Origin of the sequence: Exiguobacterium sp. 8A, from assembly GCF_902506275.1 — a bacterium.
GTDB classification, from domain to species: Bacteria; Bacillota; Bacilli; order Exiguobacteriales; family Exiguobacteriaceae; genus Exiguobacterium; species Exiguobacterium profundum.
On the sequence record NZ_LR733630.1, the window covers coordinates 233,753 to 249,385 of the forward strand.

Here is a 15,633-nt window from a genome sequence, read left to right on the forward strand (position 1 = left end):
ACGATGAAACGGATTGCGATTTGTCCGGGTAGCTTTGACCCAATCACAAACGGACATCTAGATATTATTGAACGAGCGGCGGCCATTTTTGACGAAGTCATCGTGGCTGTCCTTGAAAATTCAAGCAAAGCCCCATTATTTGATGTGGAGGAAAGACTTGGACTGATTCGAGATGTGACGACACATCTGCCAAACGTGTCGGCTGACGCGTTCGGGGGATTGCTTGTCGAGTATGCCGCAGAGAGGGAAGCGGCGACGATCGTCCGTGGGCTCCGTGCAGTCTCAGATTTCGAATACGAGCTTCAAATCGCATCAATTAACAAAAAGTTGAATGAGAACGTCGAGACGTTGTTCATGATGACGAATAGTCAATATTCGTTCCTCAGCTCGTCGATTGTCAAAGAAGTGGCGAAATATGGTGCATCGGTCAGTGAACTCGTACCGGAACAGGTTGAAATTGCCTTGCGTAAAAAGTATCAAGTGAGTTCGGGACAATGAAATCGTTAAAAATCGGTCTCGGTCTACTCGTTACAGTGCTTCTCTTCCTGTTCGTCCCACTTCCTTACTATATCTCTTCACCCGGAGCGGCGACCTCAATTGAAGAGTTCCTGACCGTCCAAGGTGGCGAAAAAGAGGATGGGGAACTGATGATGGTGACAATCTCCCAACGCCGTGCGACTCCGTTTTGGTTAGTTGAAAGTTGGGTGACCCCGTTCACAGAAGCGAATTTATCCAGTCGCTATTTATACGATGGGGAGAGTGAGGCAGACTATGAACGTCGCCAACAATTATTGATGGACTCTTCTCAACAAGCAGCAATCCAATACGCCTATCAATTAGCAGATCAAGACGTGACGGTTGATTTCGAGGGAATTTATGTATCTGCTCCGATTCCTGGGTCCCTTGCGGCCAATGTGTTGAAGCCGGGTGATGTCATCACGGCCATCGATGGGATGTCCTTTGCCACTCGCGTCGACTTTTTGAATCGCGTTTCGGAATTTGATGCGGGCGATGAAGTGGAGTTGACGATTGAACGAGACGGCGAAGAACGTGTCGTGCAAACGCTCATTCAGCCGATCGATCAAAGTGGGGATCGTGTCGGGATTGGAATCTATGAGCCGCTTCCCGTTCAAGAAATCACGGCTGATCCTGAAGTCGATGTTGCTTTGACGAATGTCGGTGGTCCGTCTGCAGGATTGATGTTCACACTAGAAATCTATGATCAATTGACGCCAGGTGACTTGGCAAATGGAAAACGGATTGCCGGAACCGGAACGGTCGATGAGGAAGGGAATGTCGGACCTATCGGAGGTGCATGGCAGAAAATTGTCGCCGCCGACGAGGAAAGAGCGGAAGTCTTCTTTGTGCCGGCCGGTTCAAATTATGAAGAGGCGCTGGAATCACGAGACCGCCTAAACAGTAACATTGAAGTCGTCCCTGTAAAGACGGTCGAGGATGCGATTCGTTATTTAGAAGAGATGAACTGAGGGCGTTGCCGGTGCTCGATCAATGTATCATCTTGAAGCGGGAGACGATATGCTTCGGTGACACGAGCTTCAAAATCGAGCCGGGCATCGAACTTACTGACGAGTGGCACGTCTTCCTTCACATCTCGTAACGCATGTCGTCCGAGATCGTTGAAGGCGAGCGGTCTCACGTAAGGGACTTCATCAAAGCGTGTCGGTGCCTCGACTTTTAACCAGTGAAGCAGTACGGCGACGAACGCCCGCTGAATGGCGGTACGCGTGTAGCGACGTGTCGACACGACAGCAAGTGCACGTTCGAATGAAGGCTCGACTCCCGCCTGCTTAAGACGAGGTGCGAGAGAAGCATCAATTCCAACGAGCTCCGTCAACGTGTGGAGTGGCAAGGTTCTCAGTTTGAATTGTAAGACGGGCCAATAGTGTTCCCAATGTGTCATCGGTTGTGTCCGAAACATCGCTTCAGTTGATGCCGGAACGGCACGAACTTCACCGGTGTCTAGGTAATGAGCCCGAATACCCGTTGCCGACATGACGTCCATTAATGAAGGATCATGATAATCAGCCCCGAGCCGTTTGACTGTATGTAACTGAATCGTCTTTGCTGCTTTGGCGTAATGATAGCCCAAAATGTTGTTTGGTCGCGTCAAATCAAATGAGGGATAAACGGTCCGGAAAGCTCGACTCGAAGCTTGAGCGGACGAGTGTCCTTCATGTAATGCTTCTTGAAGCGCTTCTTTGTAACGTGACGTCTCTTCGACATGTGAACGGGCTGCATGGAGGATTGCATCTATATCCCCGCTCTCACTCCCGAATGATAGCGTCTGGCAACGGAGCTGTTCAGCAATCGAGACGGAGGCTTTAGCGAAACGGTCGGCGCGTTGGACCCCGTATTGGGTCGGTAGCTCGATGACAAGATCGATCGCACCGCTCTCGACGGCAGCCTTAGCCCGTTTCCACTTGTCGAACGAGGCGGGTTCGCCGCGTTGAGTGAACTGGGCACTCATGATGGCAATCATGACATCAGCTCCGGTTTCGTGACGTGCAGTTTGCGCTTGATAATAGTGCCCGTTGTGAAACGGGTTGTACTCTGCAATAATGGCCGTCTTTTGCATGATTTACTCCTTTGCATTGTCGTATGGATTGGTGTAAGATGAGTAAGTACGCTTTGGCAAAGCGCCGTCGTCAACTGATTTTAGTGTAAAGAAAAAACATTGACAAAACAAGTTGGCCTATCTATAATTCATATTGTTGCAATTGAGGTGATTCGGATGAAATGGTCTATTGCACAGCTACTTAAGCTCCGAAACCAGGGTGACGGTTTTACAATCGATGAGATGGTAGAACTACCAGAGCTGACTCAGCTCCATCCGGATATCCGTTCGATTCGCCCGGTGCATGTGCACGGGGATGCATCGTTCACATCTAATCAAGTTACATTCAATCTGAAGATTCAAGGTGACCTGACGTTGCCAGATGCGCGAACGTTAGAAGATGTCACTTATGAATTCGATATTGAATCGCTCGAGCCTTTCTTTTTGGAGAATGGGCGTTATACGGAGCAATTCGATGACGTGAATTTGCCAGAAGGAAATACAATCAGTCTTGTACCGATTGTAAAAGAGCTCATCATGTTAGACGTCCCGATGCAAGTTTATGGGAACGAAACAGACAAAACTCAGGTTGAAGGAGAAGGCTGGACGCTCACTGACGAACAGCCCGAAGCCCAACCAAAAATTGACCCGCGTTTCGCGGGACTAGCCGACTTGTTCTCGAAAAAAGAGAACGAGGAAGGTTAACTTATCAAGGAGGTGGACAACGATGGCAGTACCATTCCGTAGAACGTCGAAAACTCGCAAACGTCTTCGTCGTACTCACTTCAAACTCAACGTACCTGGTATGAACGAGTGCCCGAACTGTGGCGAAATGAAACTTTCACACCGTGTTTGCAAATCTTGCGGACATTACAACGGTAAAGAAGTAACAAGCAAATAATGCTTGAAGGAGTGACCTGTTCTCAGGTTACTCCTTTTTTGTTTGTCATTTTTGGGTCATGGTGAAAAGATGTGGTAAACTTTTTGTGCGAAAATAGTTCGAATAGGAGGAGGGCCATGATGAACTCCATCAAACGAATTGGTATCATCGGAAACGGAGCGGTCGGATTATTGTTGGCATCTGTGCTCGCAGACGATTACGACGTGACGCTCTACGGAAGGATCGGGTCATCTGATCCACTTTTCATCACACGTATCGGTGTGACGGAAGGGACGGCACGTGTGTCGTTACGGTCAAGTCAGACGCTTCAGGAAACGGACGAGGATCTTTTTTTTGTCACGACGAAAGCCCATCAAGTCGAGGAAGCGACGGTCCGACTCTCGGGTAAGGTGCCCGTCTTTATTTGTTCGAATGGGATTGCCCATCTGGAATATGCGAAACGTCGAGGGTTTCATTTAGGTGTCGTCGAGCATGGGGTGACGAAGCGTGGTCATGAGGTTGAGCATCGTGGACTCGGACGGATTCGAATTGGAAGTACGTCGGGGCTCCATCCTCTATCATTTCAAGAGAGCCCACTTCACATCGTGTGGGAAGAAGATATTGAACAAGTCGTCATTGAAAAATTGTTTGCTAATGCCATCATCAATCCCATCACGGCATTATGCCGGGTCCCGAATGGAGCCCTCGCCGGCTCACCATATCGTGAAATCGCACAATCGATTTACGATGAGTTGGTGCCTTTGTTTGCGCAGCAAGTCTCATTTTCCTACATCGAGACGATTATCGAACGTACCGCACAGAATCGCTCCTCGATGTTGCGCGATCTTGAAGAAGGTCGGCCGACAGAGGTGGATGCGATTTTGAAACCGGTGATTGAGAAAGCCGAACAGATGCAGATTTCTCTCACTGTCATTCCGCTATTACATAAACTGATTCTAGGAGCGAGCGCATCGTGTTAGTGTATATCGTTTCATTTCCACTCATCTTATGGTTTATGGTGTATATGATACTTAGAAAAATTATGCCGAAATCAATCAACTCATTCAAACTCGCATGCGATGCCGGGGTCATCCTTTGGTTTTACGCTTGCAGTATTTTACTTGAGGCCATCGTCGGGACGGATATGTTGCTATTATTGCTCGCAGCCTGCTGTGCGATTTTCCCGATCAACGCGATTTGGCAGCGGATTCGTTATGAGGAAGTGTTGTTCACGAAGATGTTCGTCCATGGTTGGCGGTTACTCTTCTTGCTACTTGTTCCGACCCACGCCATTTTATTCGCAATCGGTGTAGCCCAAGGCATGATTCGTTGATTGATTGAAAGGAAGTTGTTATACGTGAAGGTAGAAGCATTTGATGCTCTATATGCATCCACATCACCGATGATTCAAATCGATCATGAATATGGTCGCTGGCTTGATTATCGAGGGATGGATGAAATCGAAAAACGTGCCGAGGAGGTCTCAGGGCGCACCTATGAGCATCTGTCGGAGCTCGTCGAGATAATAAAGGGACAACAAGAACAGTTCGGGGAACTTTCGGAAGAGTTGGAAGCGAATCTGGAGTTACTCGCTCAGCGAAAAGCGTACGTGATGGTGACGGGGCAACAGGTCGGCGTATATGGAGGACCTTTGTTTGCCGTATACAAACTGTTAGCGGTCATCAAACGGGCGAAACAGGCTGAAGCGAAATTAGGGCAGCCGGTCCTTCCTGTCTTCTGGATGGCGACGGAAGATCATGACTTTGCTGAAATCAACCATGTCTTCACGACACAGGCGTTTTCGAGAACGTTGAAAAAAGATGCCTTGTCATCGTTACCGCTTGCAGGAAAAGCATCGATAGGGGACTTAGAGTTCGAACGGGTAAAGCTCGAACTTGTTCAAATGGCGCAACGTCTTCTACTGAACGAAACAGAGACACCGTATACTTCACATTTGTATCATGAGCTGATTGACCTCATTCAAGTGAGTCGTTCGTTCGCTCACTTTTTCGGTGGAATGATGCGGCGATTCGTCGGATCTGACTTTTTATTGTTTGACCCGCACGCGAAAGACGTACGGGCTCTCGAACGACCGATGTTCCGAAGTCTCATCGAGCATCATGACAAGCTCCATGAAGCGCTCGGTCATGCGTATGAAGAAGGGATGCCATCGGTCGACTTGAACAGAGACGCGGCCCATCTGTTTTATCACGATGGGACACGAGAGCTGCTCACGAAGGTCGATGGGGTGTTCACGACAAAGCGAGGACATCGCTTCACTGAAGACGAACTGCTCACAGAGATAGAGGCGCATCCGGAACGTTTCTCAAATAACGTGGTCTCCCGTCCGCTCATGCAGGATTTCCTGTTCCCGACTGTTGGGTATGTGGCAGGTCCCGGTGAAATTGCCTACTGGCTCCAGCTTCGACCGCTCTTCCACGAGATGAGATGGAAGATGCCGCTTCTCTTGCCACGACTTGGTGGGTTGATCGTGTCAAGAAATGATGAGAAGAAGCTTCGTCAAGAAAGCGTGACATTGGAGCAGTATATGAAGCGACCGCTCCCGGATCATGCATTTGACGATGAAGCGTTTGAAGAAAAGCTATATGCGTATCGGACGCTCACAGAGGCCGTCAGTCATGAGGCAGGGAAACAAGGAAGACGATTTGAGGCGAAGTCGAGACATGTGCTCGAGCGATTGGCGGATGAGATGCGTGCTGAATCGAAGCGAGAACAATATCGCTTGAATGCACGAAGGATTCATCTGTCGACCCGGCTGTTCCCGATGGATGCCCCTCAAGAGCGCATCATCTCGATGGTTCCGATATTAAATCGTCACGGACTAGACGTGTTTAAACGATTGAGACAGGTTTATGAACAATCTGATACGGAGCGATGTTTGTTCTATGTATAATCTTTTTTTTGAGAGCTCTTGACATTTGTCGAGAGCTTTTTTTCGTTGTTACCTTTTTGTTTCCTCTTTTCACTAAAAACCTGTACGGACCTTGACATTTTTATGATAAAGTAAGTGTAATAAAACAGTTGAAATATGTAGGTTGAGAGGGTTTTTTGAATGTTTGAGCATGAAACGGTTTTAAAAATGGAGTCCATTGAGGGATTGAACATCAAACCAGATGGGGTATATGTCGATTGTACGTTAGGTGGAGCGGGTCATAGTGAAGAAATCGCAAAGCGTCTAACGACGGGTCAACTATATGCGTTCGACCAAGATGACGTCGCGCTCGCACATGCGAAAGAGCGATTGGCTCCTTATGAAGGCCGTGTGACGTTTATAAAGAGCAATTTCGTTCACTTGAAGGAAGAACTCGCCCAACGTGGTGTGACAAAAGTGGACGGTGTACTATTCGACCTAGGCGTTTCTTCGCCACAGCTAGATGAGGCGGACCGCGGGTTCAGTTACAACTATGACGCACCGCTCGATATGAGAATGGACCGGTCACGGGACTTTTCAGCCTATCATGTTGTGAACGAATGGTCGTTCGGAGAACTTGCTCGTATTTTCTTTACATACGGGGAGGAAAAGTTTTCAAAGCAAATCGCACGAAAGATTGAGCAAGCCCGTGCCGATAAACCGATTGAGACGACATTCGAGCTTGTCGACTTGATTAAAGAAGCGATTCCTGCACCAGCTAGACGAAAAGGCGGACACCCGGCGAAGCGGACGTTCCAAGCGATTCGAATCGCCGTCAATGACGAGTTGAACGTTTTCGACCGCGCCGTTCAAGATGCGATTGATTTACTTGCATTGAATGGACGCATCTGTGTCATCACGTTCCATTCGTTAGAAGACCGCATTTGTAAACAAGTGTTCAAAGAGCGAAGCCAGCATCCACCATTACCACCGGGGTTGCCGGTCATTCCGAAAGAATTTGAACCGGAACTCAAACTCATCACGCGTAAGCCAATCGTGGCGAGTGAGGGAGAACTTGAAGATAACCGTCGTTCACGCTCTGCTAAGTTGAGAGTGGCCGAAAAACAAAAATAACCGAGAGTGTAGGAGGGATACCTGATGCCAGAAGCTGCCCGTAAGGCGTTGCAGCCTCAAGTAACACCGAATCGAAATCCGATTCCGCAAGAACGACCAATACCTGCTCCAAAACGACGCACGTTGACCTTGTTTGAATCGATCCTGTATCCAGTGATGATTGGTTCAGTGGTCATGTTCGGTGGCATCACGGTGTCGAAGCACAATGAAGCGTATAATATTATGCGTGATACAGCAGCCGTCAATCAGCAGGTCGACGGGGTTGCAAAAGAAAACGAAGAACTAAAGTATGAAATCGCCCAATTAAGCTCGCCCGAAAGAATTTATGCGATTGCCGAGAAGCTCGGAATGAAATTCAATGAAAAGAATGTCAAGGTGATTGATTGATGAATTCTTTAAAACAGAGTAAAAAAAGAGTGGCGTGGGTAGCGATTGTCTGCTTCACCCCGCTCTTTTTATTTTTTGTCGGATGGTTCCTTTATTTATCCGTCACCCATACGTACAAAGGGGAGAACATGCTCGCATTCGCGGAAGAGCAACGGTGGAAAGCGGTCAGTACGTTAGAAGCGGAACGGGGTGAGGTGTATGATCGCTTCGGTCAACCGATTGCCATCAACATTCCATCATACCGGCTCGTTGCCGTTTTGAAACTCGGTGGTGAGCGGGTCAAAGGGAAGACGCTTATGCCTGATGAGTTCGCCGAAGCGGCGAAGCAATTGTCGACCGTGCTGCCTATGACAGAAGCCGATTTATTGAAACGGCTTGAACAAAATGCCGACCTTGGACAGATCGAGTTCGGTGTTCCCGGTCGTGACTTGACCGTAGAACAAAAAGAAGAGATCGAAGCATTCGACCTAAACGGCATCACGTTTGTCGAGGAACCGAAGCGCTATTACCCGAACAAAGTATTTGCTTCCTCGGTAATCGGATATGCCCAGAAAATTGACCAGAACGGTCGTATCGAACTCGTCGGTGAATTAGGGATTGAAAAGTCTCTGAATGATATTTTAAGTGAATCGTACGGTCTGTATCGATTTGAGAAAGATTTGGCAGGTCGTGAACTCATATCGAGTGACGAGCAGTTGAAGATTGAACCGGAAGACGGGGCGGACGTCCAATTGACAATCGACCACAGAATCCAACAGTTGCTCGAAACGAAGATGAATGAGTTGTATGAGTTGTATGAGCCGAAACATGCGACGGCCATCATCATGGACCCGAAAACGGGAGAGATCATCGCACTATCGGACCGACCATCGTTTGATCCGAACACACGCGAGATTTCTTCGTACAGTAACTTCTCTGTTTCGTCTCGATTCGAACCTGGATCGACGATGAAGATCTTTACGCTCGCGGCAGCCATCAACGAAGGCGTGTACAATCCGAATGAGCTGTATGAATCCGGTTCATACAAATATGGCAAGACGGTCTTCAATGATTACAACATTACGGGATGGGGTACCATTCCTATGGTAGAAGGCGTCTGGCATTCGTCGAACGTCGCATTCTCGATTTTAGCGAACGAACGACTTGGTCTCAGTCGATATGAAGATTACTTTAAAGCTTTCAAGTTTGATCAGCGGACAGGAATCGATTTGCCTGGAGAGGTCAATAGTCAATTCGATTTCGAAAGTCCGATGAACGTCTTGATTACGGCATGGGGACAATCGACAGCGGTGACACCGATGCAAATTTTGCAAGCGACATCGGCCATCGCAACGGATGGGACGATGAAGCAACCGCACCTCATCAAGAAAATCGTCAACAGCGAGACCGGCGAAACCATTCGGACGACCAATCCGAAAGAAGTCGGTCAACCGATCACGGCGGAGACAGCCAAAAAGACACGTGAAGCGCTCGACGGTGTCGTCAATAGCGATGTGGGAACCGGGCAACTGTATGCGTTAGACAACTATCGTGTCGTCGGAAAGACCGGTACCGCTCAAATCGCCGAGAACGGAAAATATTTGAGTGGACAGTATATTCACTCGTTCGTCGGGATGGCTCCGGAAGACGATCCGGAACTTGTCATGTATATCGCGGTGGACAGACCGAACAGTGACTCGTCTACGACCGGACCACGAATCATGGCGCCACTTTTCAAAGACGTGATGGATGTCGCATTACGTTACCGGAGTGTCGAGCCTGAAAAACAAGAAAAAGCAGTCGAAGCCTCGACGAAGACAACGTCTTCGTATATCGGTCAAAACCGTGAAGAGGCAGTGAACGCATCGACGGAGAATTCCTTCAATCCGATCGTGTTAGGTGATGGAGACGAAGTGATTGCGCAGAGTCCTGTGAAAGGACAATCTTATGTCGTCGGTGAACGATTGTTGCTAAAAACGAGCGAGTCGTTTACGATGCCTACATTAAAAGGTTGGTCGTTGCGTGACGTAAAACGTTTAGCGACCCTTTATCAATTAAATTTAGAAATCGACGGTACCGGATTTGTCACATCGCAATCGATTGGCAAAGGGAAACCGGTCAAAACAGGTGCCTCCTTGAAAGTGAAATTGGAGACACCGTCGAATTAACGCACGAGATGAAGAGGGCTGCGGCTCTCTTTTCCTATGTAAGAGGAGGAAGTTTGTATGGAACAACTGACAGTTCAAAAATTGGCATCATGGTTTGGCATGGATCTAAATGACGAACGTCTCGTCGAACGGGTCGCCACAGATTCAAGAGATGCAAACGAGGCGGGTCTCTTCGTCCCAATCGTTGGGGCGCGAGTCGACGGTCATGATTACATCGAGGCGGCCGTTGAAAAAGGTGCGATTGTCACGTTCTGGGAAGAAGGTCGTCCTCAACCAGACAACCTGGTTGTCATCCCTGTGAAATCGACGATTGAGGCATTGCAAACGGCAGCGGCGCGATATTTAGAAGAAATCAATCCGCTCGTCGTCGCCATTACAGGCTCGAATGGGAAGACGTCGACAAAAGACATGGTCGCTGTCGTGCTCGAGGAGAAGTTCAAGACGCATAAGACGGCCGGTAACTTCAACTCGGACGTCGGCTTGCCACTTACCGTTCTCAGAATGCCACGGGATACGGAAGTAGCCGTCCTAGAGATGGGAATGAACGGATTCGGTCAAATCGAGACGCTGTCAAAACTCGCCAAGCCTGATGTGGCGTTTGTGACGAATATCGGGGAGTCCCACGGTGAACAAGTCGGCGGACGGACAGGTATCGCCAAGGCGAAACTTGAGATCAAGGCCGGTCTCAAAGCAGACGGTCGCTTGATCGTCGATGCGGATGAGCCACTTCTTTCCGGTCAAGGCTATCGCGTCGGATACGATGAAACGGCGGATGGGAAAATTGAAGTGATCGAAACGACATTTGACGCATCAATCTTTAAATACAACGGTGACTTGTATGAACTAAAGGTGCTCGGTGCCCATCAGATTCGAAACGCAGCCTATGCAATCGCGTGTGGACTTGCGTTCGGTCTCGATCATGCGATGATTCAACGTGGCCTAGACCGAATCAAGTTGACATCGATGCGGATGGAAAAACAGATGTTCGGCGAAGCTCACCTCATTAACGATGCCTACAACGCAAGTCCGACGTCGATGATTGCAGCGATTGAGACGGTCAAGTCGCTTGAAGGATTCTCGAAGCGTGTGCTCGTCCTTGGAGATATGTACGAGTTAGGAATGGATGAACAACTGCAACACGAACAAGTCGGTGGCGCGGTGACATCTCCCGTGACCGATTGTATTCTCGTCGGAGACAAGGCAAAATGGATCGCGGATGGGATTCAAGATTCACGAGTGAACGTTAAAATGGTCCCGACGGTTGAGGAAGCGAAGGCGCTCCTTCATCATTATCAACGACCGGATACTGTGGTATTGTTAAAGGCATCTCGAGGACTGGCGCTTGAGCGTCTTGTTCAATAAATAGAGTAGTGAGGTAGCAACATGTTAATTAGTTTAATCGTATTAATCAGTTCATTATTAAGTGTCTTGATTGTGATGCCGCGAGCCATCCCAGCATTGCGTCAATTAAAGTTCGGACAAGAGATTCGTGATGAAGGTCCAGGTTGGCACCAGAAGAAGTCAGGTACACCGACGATGGGTGGGATCGTCATCCTGCTCGCCATCCTTGTCGGATTCATCGTATCCGTCATTTTTGGCGAAGCGGTCGCTGGATTCGGGTCTCTTCTATTCGTTACGATGGCATTCGGTGTCATCGGTTTCTTAGATGACTACATCAAAGTCGTCAACAAACGAAACCTCGGATTGACGTCCCTTCAGAAGTTGATTGGTCAAATCGTGGTATCGGTATTGTTTGCATGGTTCTTGTCACTCGGGGGAGACCTCGATACATCGATCTCGATTCCATTCACGTCGATTTCGTTCGATACAGGATGGTTCTATATCGCCATCGTCATCTTCTGGCTCGTCGGATTCTCAAACGCCGTCAACTTGACAGATGGATTAGACGGACTCGTCTCCTTCTCGGCCATCCCGACGTTCACATTCTTTGGGATTTACGCCCTTACACAAGATGAACTTGGGATTGCTTGGTTCGCGTTTGCGGTCGTCGGTGCCTTGATCGGGTTCCTAGTCTTCAATAAGTATCCGGCTAAAATCTTCATGGGTGACACCGGTTCGCTCGCACTAGGCGGAGCCGTCGCTGGACTCGCTTTGATGTTGAAGCTCGAATTGCTTCTCGTCTTTGTCGGAATCATTTTCGTCATCGAGACGTTGAGCGTCATCTTGCAAGTCATCTCGTTTAAAACGACGGGGAAACGACTCTTCAAGATGAGTCCGATCCATCACCACTTCGAAATGGTCGGGTGGTCAGAATGGCGCATCGTACTCACGTTCGGAGGCATCAGTTTAATTACAGCAGGTTTATCATTACTACTCATGTAAAAGGGTGAGACAGATGGAAAAGCAATGGCACGGTAAAAAAGTTCTTGTCCTCGGTGCTGCGAAGAGCGGCATTGCAGCGGCGACATATCTGCATCATGCAGGAGCAGATGTGACGATCAATACGGGGAATATCCCTCCGGAAGACGAACAGGAAAAAATTCAGGCGCTTGGGATTCAATCGGTATTTAACGAACATCCCCTCGCTCTGTTGAATGAGACAGAGTTGATTGTCAAAAATCCAGGCATCCCGTATCAGATTCCATTGCTTCAAGAAGCGATGTCTCGAAACATCCCAATCTATACCGAAGTGGAACTTGCTTATTTGGCAACGGAGGCGGAAATTGTTGCCATCACCGGCTCAAATGGGAAAACGACGACCACGACACTCGTCTATGAATTGCTCAAAGGTGGGGAACGTCCGGTGCATCTTGCGGGAAACATCGGATTCCCGGCGATTGAAGTGGCATCTCAGGCGAAGATGGGCGATTTGATTGTGATTGAATTGTCGAGTTTTCAATTGATGGGGATTGAGTCATTCCATCCCCGCTCGGCGGCACTACTCAATCTATCGGAAGCCCATCTGGACTATCATGGGGATTTTGATGCGTATGCGGATGCAAAAGGAAACCTGTTCCGTCAAATGACGAATGCAGACCAAATCGTCGTGAAAGTGACGGATCCGGAAGTGATGAAACGCGTCCCGGGAGAGATTGAACCAACTACGTTCAGCTTTGACCGAGGTGACGCTTCTGTCGTCGATGGATGGGTCACAGTTCGTGGTGAAAAAATCATGCAAGTAAATGAGTTGGCACTAGGTGGGGCGCACAACGTGGAAAATGTATTGGCTGCACTACTCTTAGTGGAACCATTTGCTATTCCACGTACGCATATCGAACGTGTGTTACGAAACTTCGGTGGCGTCGCGCATCGGACCGAGAGTCTCGGTGATGTGCTCGGACGTGCTGTTTACAATGATTCGAAAGCGACGAACAACGTAGCAGCGGAAGCGGCGTTACGGGGGTTTGACGCCCCAATCGTTTGGCTTTGTGGTGGTCTCGAACGCGGTGCGGACTTATCTTCGCTCGCCTCTGCTCTCTCAAAAGTAAAAACTGTCGTCGCGTATGGTGAGACGGCTGAACGATTTAAAGAGCTCGGCGAGTCTCAACAGATTCCTTCTTTCACGGTCGAGACGTTGGCAGACGCCGTTCCGCTCGCGTTTGAGAAATCCGAGACGGGAGACGTCATCTTACTCTCACCCGCCTGTGCTAGCTGGGATCAATTTAAAACGTTTGAAGAACGAGGCGAGCAGTTCGTTCAACTCGTCCGTTCATATGAGGAGGCGAACCGATGAAAATCATGATTTCTGGTGGTGGTACCGGTGGTCATATTTATCCGGCACTCGCATTGATTGAAACGCTACAAAAACGTCACCCGGATTTACAGGTACAATACATTGGAACGGAGAATGGATTAGAAGCCGATCTCGTACCGCGAGCCGGTGTCCCGTTCAAGTCGATTCAAATCGCAGGTCTGAAGCGTTCGCTTTCACTCGAGAATCTGAAGACCGCCTACTGGTTTTTGAAAGCCGTTCGGGCATTGAAGAAAGACATGGCAGCGTTTAAACCGGACGTCGTGATTGGCACGGGTGGTTTCGTATCCGGTCCCGTCGTTTATACGGCACAACAGCTTCGGATCCCCACGATTCTGCATGAACAAAACAGTATCCCGGGATTAACAAACAAATTCTTATCGAAGAAAGCCGATCGGGTCGCCCTCTCGTTCAAAGGATCGGATGTCCATTTTCCGGGCGCGAACGTTCGCTTGATTGGAAACCCGCGTGGTAGCGAAGTATTGCAGACGGAAGTCGATGAGGCGTCTATCCGCGAACAGTATCGTTTAGATGACCGTCCGATTGTCTTGGTTTATGGTGGAAGCCGCGGAGCCGAGGCCATCAACCGAGCGGTCGTGGAAGCAATCCCAGCGCTCTCAGAATTGCCGATCAACGTCCTTTACGTCACAGGGAAAGTGCATTTCGATGCGGTGTCGAAACAGGCACCATCCTCTGACAATGTACACATTCATCCGTACGTGTACGATATGCCATCTCTACTCGCTTGTACGTCACTCGTCATCTCACGAGCTGGCGCTTCAACGATTTCAGAATTGACCGCACTTGGCTTACCGAGCATTTTGGTCCCAAGTCCGTACGTGACAGCTGACCATCAAACGAAAAATGCTTCGGCCCTCGTCGAGAACGGGGCGGCCCTCCTTGTCAAAGAAGAAGCGTTGACGGGTGTTTCGCTCGTAGAGACGATTCGTCAAGCACTCGAACAGCGTGAAGAGATGGCGAACGCATCGCGTGCGCTCGGTTTCCCGAACGCGTCAGATGCATTGGCCGACCTGGTAGAAGAAGTCATTCAATAAAGGAGTAGAACCCGATGGAACCAAGCCAACAAACGGTACGCAGTCTCGAAGACCGTATTCCATACATGAAAAAACAACGGCGTAAAAAAGCGAACCGTCGGATGTTCTCTGTACTCTCACTGTTTGGAATTCTCATCTTACTCGTGGTCTACATGCAGACTTCGATGTCGAACGTGAAAGAAGTGAAGGTATCGGGTCTATACTGGTTAGAAGAAACGTACGTGTTTCAGGATATGGAGCTCGATTCATCGACGAAGTTTGTCAGTCTTTCCCCAAACAAGATGAGTGAACAGATGGAAAAGTTGCCTGGTATCAAACGGGTAGAGATCGATCGTTCTTGGTATAACAAGGTTCATATCTCTGTGACAGAAGAGAAAATGATTGCTTATGCGAAAGCCGAAAAAGGAGATGTCGTCGTGTTAGCCGACGGTTCACTCCATCCGACCGGAGCCATCACCGATCCGCAAAAGCTAAAGGACGGACCGCTCTTGCGAGAGTTCAACACGGAAGCAGAACTTGAAAAGATTGCAAGTGAACTCGAACGGGTGGATGATGCGACTCGGGCTCGTATGTCAGAAGTGATTTTATCAAAACGAAAAGATGAGCCGACGCGATACGAGATTTTTATGAACGACGGCAATACGTTACTCACACCGACATTGAAGTTAAGTGAGACCGTATCGAAGTATGGAGAAATTTATGAAAACATCCCGAAAGGTGAGCGTGGGACCGTCGTCATGGATGGTGGGTTTTACTTTGTTCCATACGAGAAAACGAATGAATAATCAGTTATATTACAGTCCTTAGACACATAAGGGCTGTTTTTTTGTCGTTTGTAAACGAATTGATAACGCGAAACCGCTTAAATTGT

At 48.7% G+C, this 15,633-nt stretch carries 16 protein-coding genes; 15 read left to right on the top strand and 1 reads right to left on the bottom strand.

The window, feature by feature from the left end; genetic code table 11:
• The first annotated feature begins 3 nt into the window (after nt 1-3).
• Together coaD and GVY42_RS01195 are read left to right on the top strand one after the other, a co-directional pair.
• Entirely contained in the window at nt 4-498 is a 495-nt protein-coding gene (gene coaD, locus GVY42_RS01190; protein WP_015881296.1) for a pantetheine-phosphate adenylyltransferase, read from the top strand.
• Entirely contained in the window at nt 495-1,487 is a 993-nt protein-coding gene (locus GVY42_RS01195; protein WP_159562046.1) for a SepM family pheromone-processing serine protease, read from the top strand. Before coaD ends, GVY42_RS01195 begins: the two co-directional genes overlap by 4 nt.
• Here the strand turns inward: GVY42_RS01195 and GVY42_RS01200 are convergent.
• Entirely contained in the window at nt 1,466-2,596 is a 1,131-nt protein-coding gene (locus GVY42_RS01200) for a nucleotidyltransferase family protein (protein ID WP_159562047.1), read from the bottom strand. The two genes, GVY42_RS01195 and GVY42_RS01200, sit on opposite strands and share 22 nt — an antisense overlap.
• 156 nt (nt 2,597-2,752) lie before the next feature.
• Here GVY42_RS01200 and GVY42_RS01205 point away from each other — a divergent pair, with 156 nt between their 5' ends.
• From GVY42_RS01205 to GVY42_RS01265, 13 genes are all read left to right on the top strand, one after another.
• Nucleotides 2,753-3,280 (top strand): DUF177 domain-containing protein, encoded by a 528-nt coding sequence (locus tag GVY42_RS01205; RefSeq protein WP_015881299.1) that lies wholly within the window; start codon nt 2,753-2,755, stop codon nt 3,278-3,280.
• A 22-nt stretch (nt 3,281-3,302) separates the two neighbouring features.
• A complete protein-coding gene (gene rpmF / locus GVY42_RS01210; RefSeq protein WP_015881300.1) occupies nt 3,303-3,476 on the top strand; it encodes a 50S ribosomal protein L32 in 174 nt (57 codons plus the stop codon).
• A 119-nt stretch (nt 3,477-3,595) separates the two neighbouring features.
• Nucleotides 3,596-4,435, top strand: a complete 840-nt coding sequence (locus tag GVY42_RS01215) for a 2-dehydropantoate 2-reductase (RefSeq protein ID WP_236548911.1) — start codon at nt 3,596-3,598, stop codon at nt 4,433-4,435.
• On the top strand, nt 4,429-4,788 hold the full coding sequence (locus GVY42_RS01220) for a DUF3397 domain-containing protein (protein WP_015881302.1): 360 nt from the start codon (nt 4,429-4,431) through the stop codon (nt 4,786-4,788). The genes GVY42_RS01215 and GVY42_RS01220 overlap by 7 nt, the downstream gene beginning before the upstream one ends.
• A gap of 24 nt (nt 4,789-4,812) precedes the next feature.
• A complete protein-coding gene (gene bshC / locus GVY42_RS01225; RefSeq protein WP_159562049.1) occupies nt 4,813-6,369 on the top strand; it encodes a bacillithiol biosynthesis cysteine-adding enzyme BshC in 1,557 nt (518 codons plus the stop codon).
• A gap of 159 nt (nt 6,370-6,528) precedes the next feature.
• Nucleotides 6,529-7,461 carry a 16S rRNA (cytosine(1402)-N(4))-methyltransferase RsmH gene (rsmH, locus tag GVY42_RS01230; protein ID WP_159562050.1) on the top strand — a complete coding sequence of 311 codons (933 nt, stop codon included), beginning with the start codon at nt 6,529-6,531 and terminating at the stop codon, nt 7,459-7,461.
• 24 nt (nt 7,462-7,485) lie between these two features.
• Entirely contained in the window at nt 7,486-7,848 is a 363-nt protein-coding gene (gene ftsL / locus GVY42_RS01235; protein WP_015881305.1) for a cell division protein FtsL, read from the top strand.
• Entirely contained in the window at nt 7,848-9,995 is a 2,148-nt protein-coding gene (locus GVY42_RS01240) for a penicillin-binding protein (RefSeq protein ID WP_159562051.1), read from the top strand. The genes ftsL and GVY42_RS01240 overlap by 1 nt, the downstream gene beginning before the upstream one ends.
• A gap of 57 nt (nt 9,996-10,052) precedes the next feature.
• The gene (murF, locus tag GVY42_RS01245; RefSeq protein ID WP_159562052.1) at nt 10,053-11,357 is read left to right on the top strand and encodes a UDP-N-acetylmuramoyl-tripeptide--D-alanyl-D-alanine ligase; all 1,305 of its coding nucleotides are present in this window, start codon (nt 10,053-10,055) and stop codon (nt 11,355-11,357) included.
• Nucleotides 11,358-11,378: 21 nt separating this feature from the next.
• Nucleotides 11,379-12,338 carry a phospho-N-acetylmuramoyl-pentapeptide-transferase gene (gene mraY / locus GVY42_RS01250; RefSeq protein ID WP_074037332.1) on the top strand — a complete coding sequence of 320 codons (960 nt, stop codon included), beginning with the start codon at nt 11,379-11,381 and terminating at the stop codon, nt 12,336-12,338.
• Between the two features lie 13 nt (nt 12,339-12,351).
• The gene (gene murD, locus GVY42_RS01255) at nt 12,352-13,689 is read left to right on the top strand and encodes a UDP-N-acetylmuramoyl-L-alanine--D-glutamate ligase (protein WP_159562053.1); all 1,338 of its coding nucleotides are present in this window, start codon (nt 12,352-12,354) and stop codon (nt 13,687-13,689) included.
• Nucleotides 13,686-14,762, top strand: coding sequence for an undecaprenyldiphospho-muramoylpentapeptide beta-N-acetylglucosaminyltransferase (gene murG / locus GVY42_RS01260; RefSeq protein WP_159562054.1), 1,077 nt, complete (start codon nt 13,686-13,688; stop codon nt 14,760-14,762). The genes murD and murG overlap by 4 nt, the downstream gene beginning before the upstream one ends.
• 14 nt (nt 14,763-14,776) lie before the next feature.
• Nucleotides 14,777-15,547 carry a cell division protein FtsQ/DivIB gene (locus tag GVY42_RS01265; RefSeq protein WP_159562055.1) on the top strand — a complete coding sequence of 257 codons (771 nt, stop codon included), beginning with the start codon at nt 14,777-14,779 and terminating at the stop codon, nt 15,545-15,547.
• The last annotated feature ends 86 nt before the right edge of the window (nt 15,548-15,633 follow it).

What these genes read in the sequence shown, in the direction of transcription:
- GVY42_RS01240 (WP_159562051.1), top strand. Translation starts at nt 7,848, where the DNA reads ATGAATTCTTTAAAACAGAGTAAAAAAAGAGTGGCGTGGGTAGCGATT.
- GVY42_RS01215 (WP_236548911.1), top strand. Translation starts at nt 3,596, where the DNA reads ATGAACTCCATCAAACGAATTGGTATCATCGGAAACGGAGCGGTCGGA.
- GVY42_RS01200 (WP_159562047.1), bottom strand. Translation starts at nt 2,596, where the DNA reads ATGCAAAAGACGGCCATTATTGCAGAGTACAACCCGTTTCACAACGGG.
- GVY42_RS01265 (WP_159562055.1), top strand. Translation starts at nt 14,777, where the DNA reads ATGGAACCAAGCCAACAAACGGTACGCAGTCTCGAAGACCGTATTCCA.
- coaD (WP_015881296.1), top strand. Translation starts at nt 4, where the DNA reads ATGAAACGGATTGCGATTTGTCCGGGTAGCTTTGACCCAATCACAAAC.
- GVY42_RS01195 (WP_159562046.1), top strand. Translation starts at nt 495, where the DNA reads ATGAAATCGTTAAAAATCGGTCTCGGTCTACTCGTTACAGTGCTTCTC.
- murF (WP_159562052.1), top strand. Translation starts at nt 10,053, where the DNA reads ATGGAACAACTGACAGTTCAAAAATTGGCATCATGGTTTGGCATGGAT.
- rpmF (WP_015881300.1), top strand. Translation starts at nt 3,303, where the DNA reads ATGGCAGTACCATTCCGTAGAACGTCGAAAACTCGCAAACGTCTTCGT.
- murG (WP_159562054.1), top strand. Translation starts at nt 13,686, where the DNA reads ATGAAAATCATGATTTCTGGTGGTGGTACCGGTGGTCATATTTATCCG.
- rsmH (WP_159562050.1), top strand. Translation starts at nt 6,529, where the DNA reads ATGTTTGAGCATGAAACGGTTTTAAAAATGGAGTCCATTGAGGGATTG.
- murD (WP_159562053.1), top strand. Translation starts at nt 12,352, where the DNA reads ATGGAAAAGCAATGGCACGGTAAAAAAGTTCTTGTCCTCGGTGCTGCG.
- GVY42_RS01205 (WP_015881299.1), top strand. Translation starts at nt 2,753, where the DNA reads ATGAAATGGTCTATTGCACAGCTACTTAAGCTCCGAAACCAGGGTGAC.
- ftsL (WP_015881305.1), top strand. Translation starts at nt 7,486, where the DNA reads ATGCCAGAAGCTGCCCGTAAGGCGTTGCAGCCTCAAGTAACACCGAAT.
- mraY (WP_074037332.1), top strand. Translation starts at nt 11,379, where the DNA reads ATGTTAATTAGTTTAATCGTATTAATCAGTTCATTATTAAGTGTCTTG.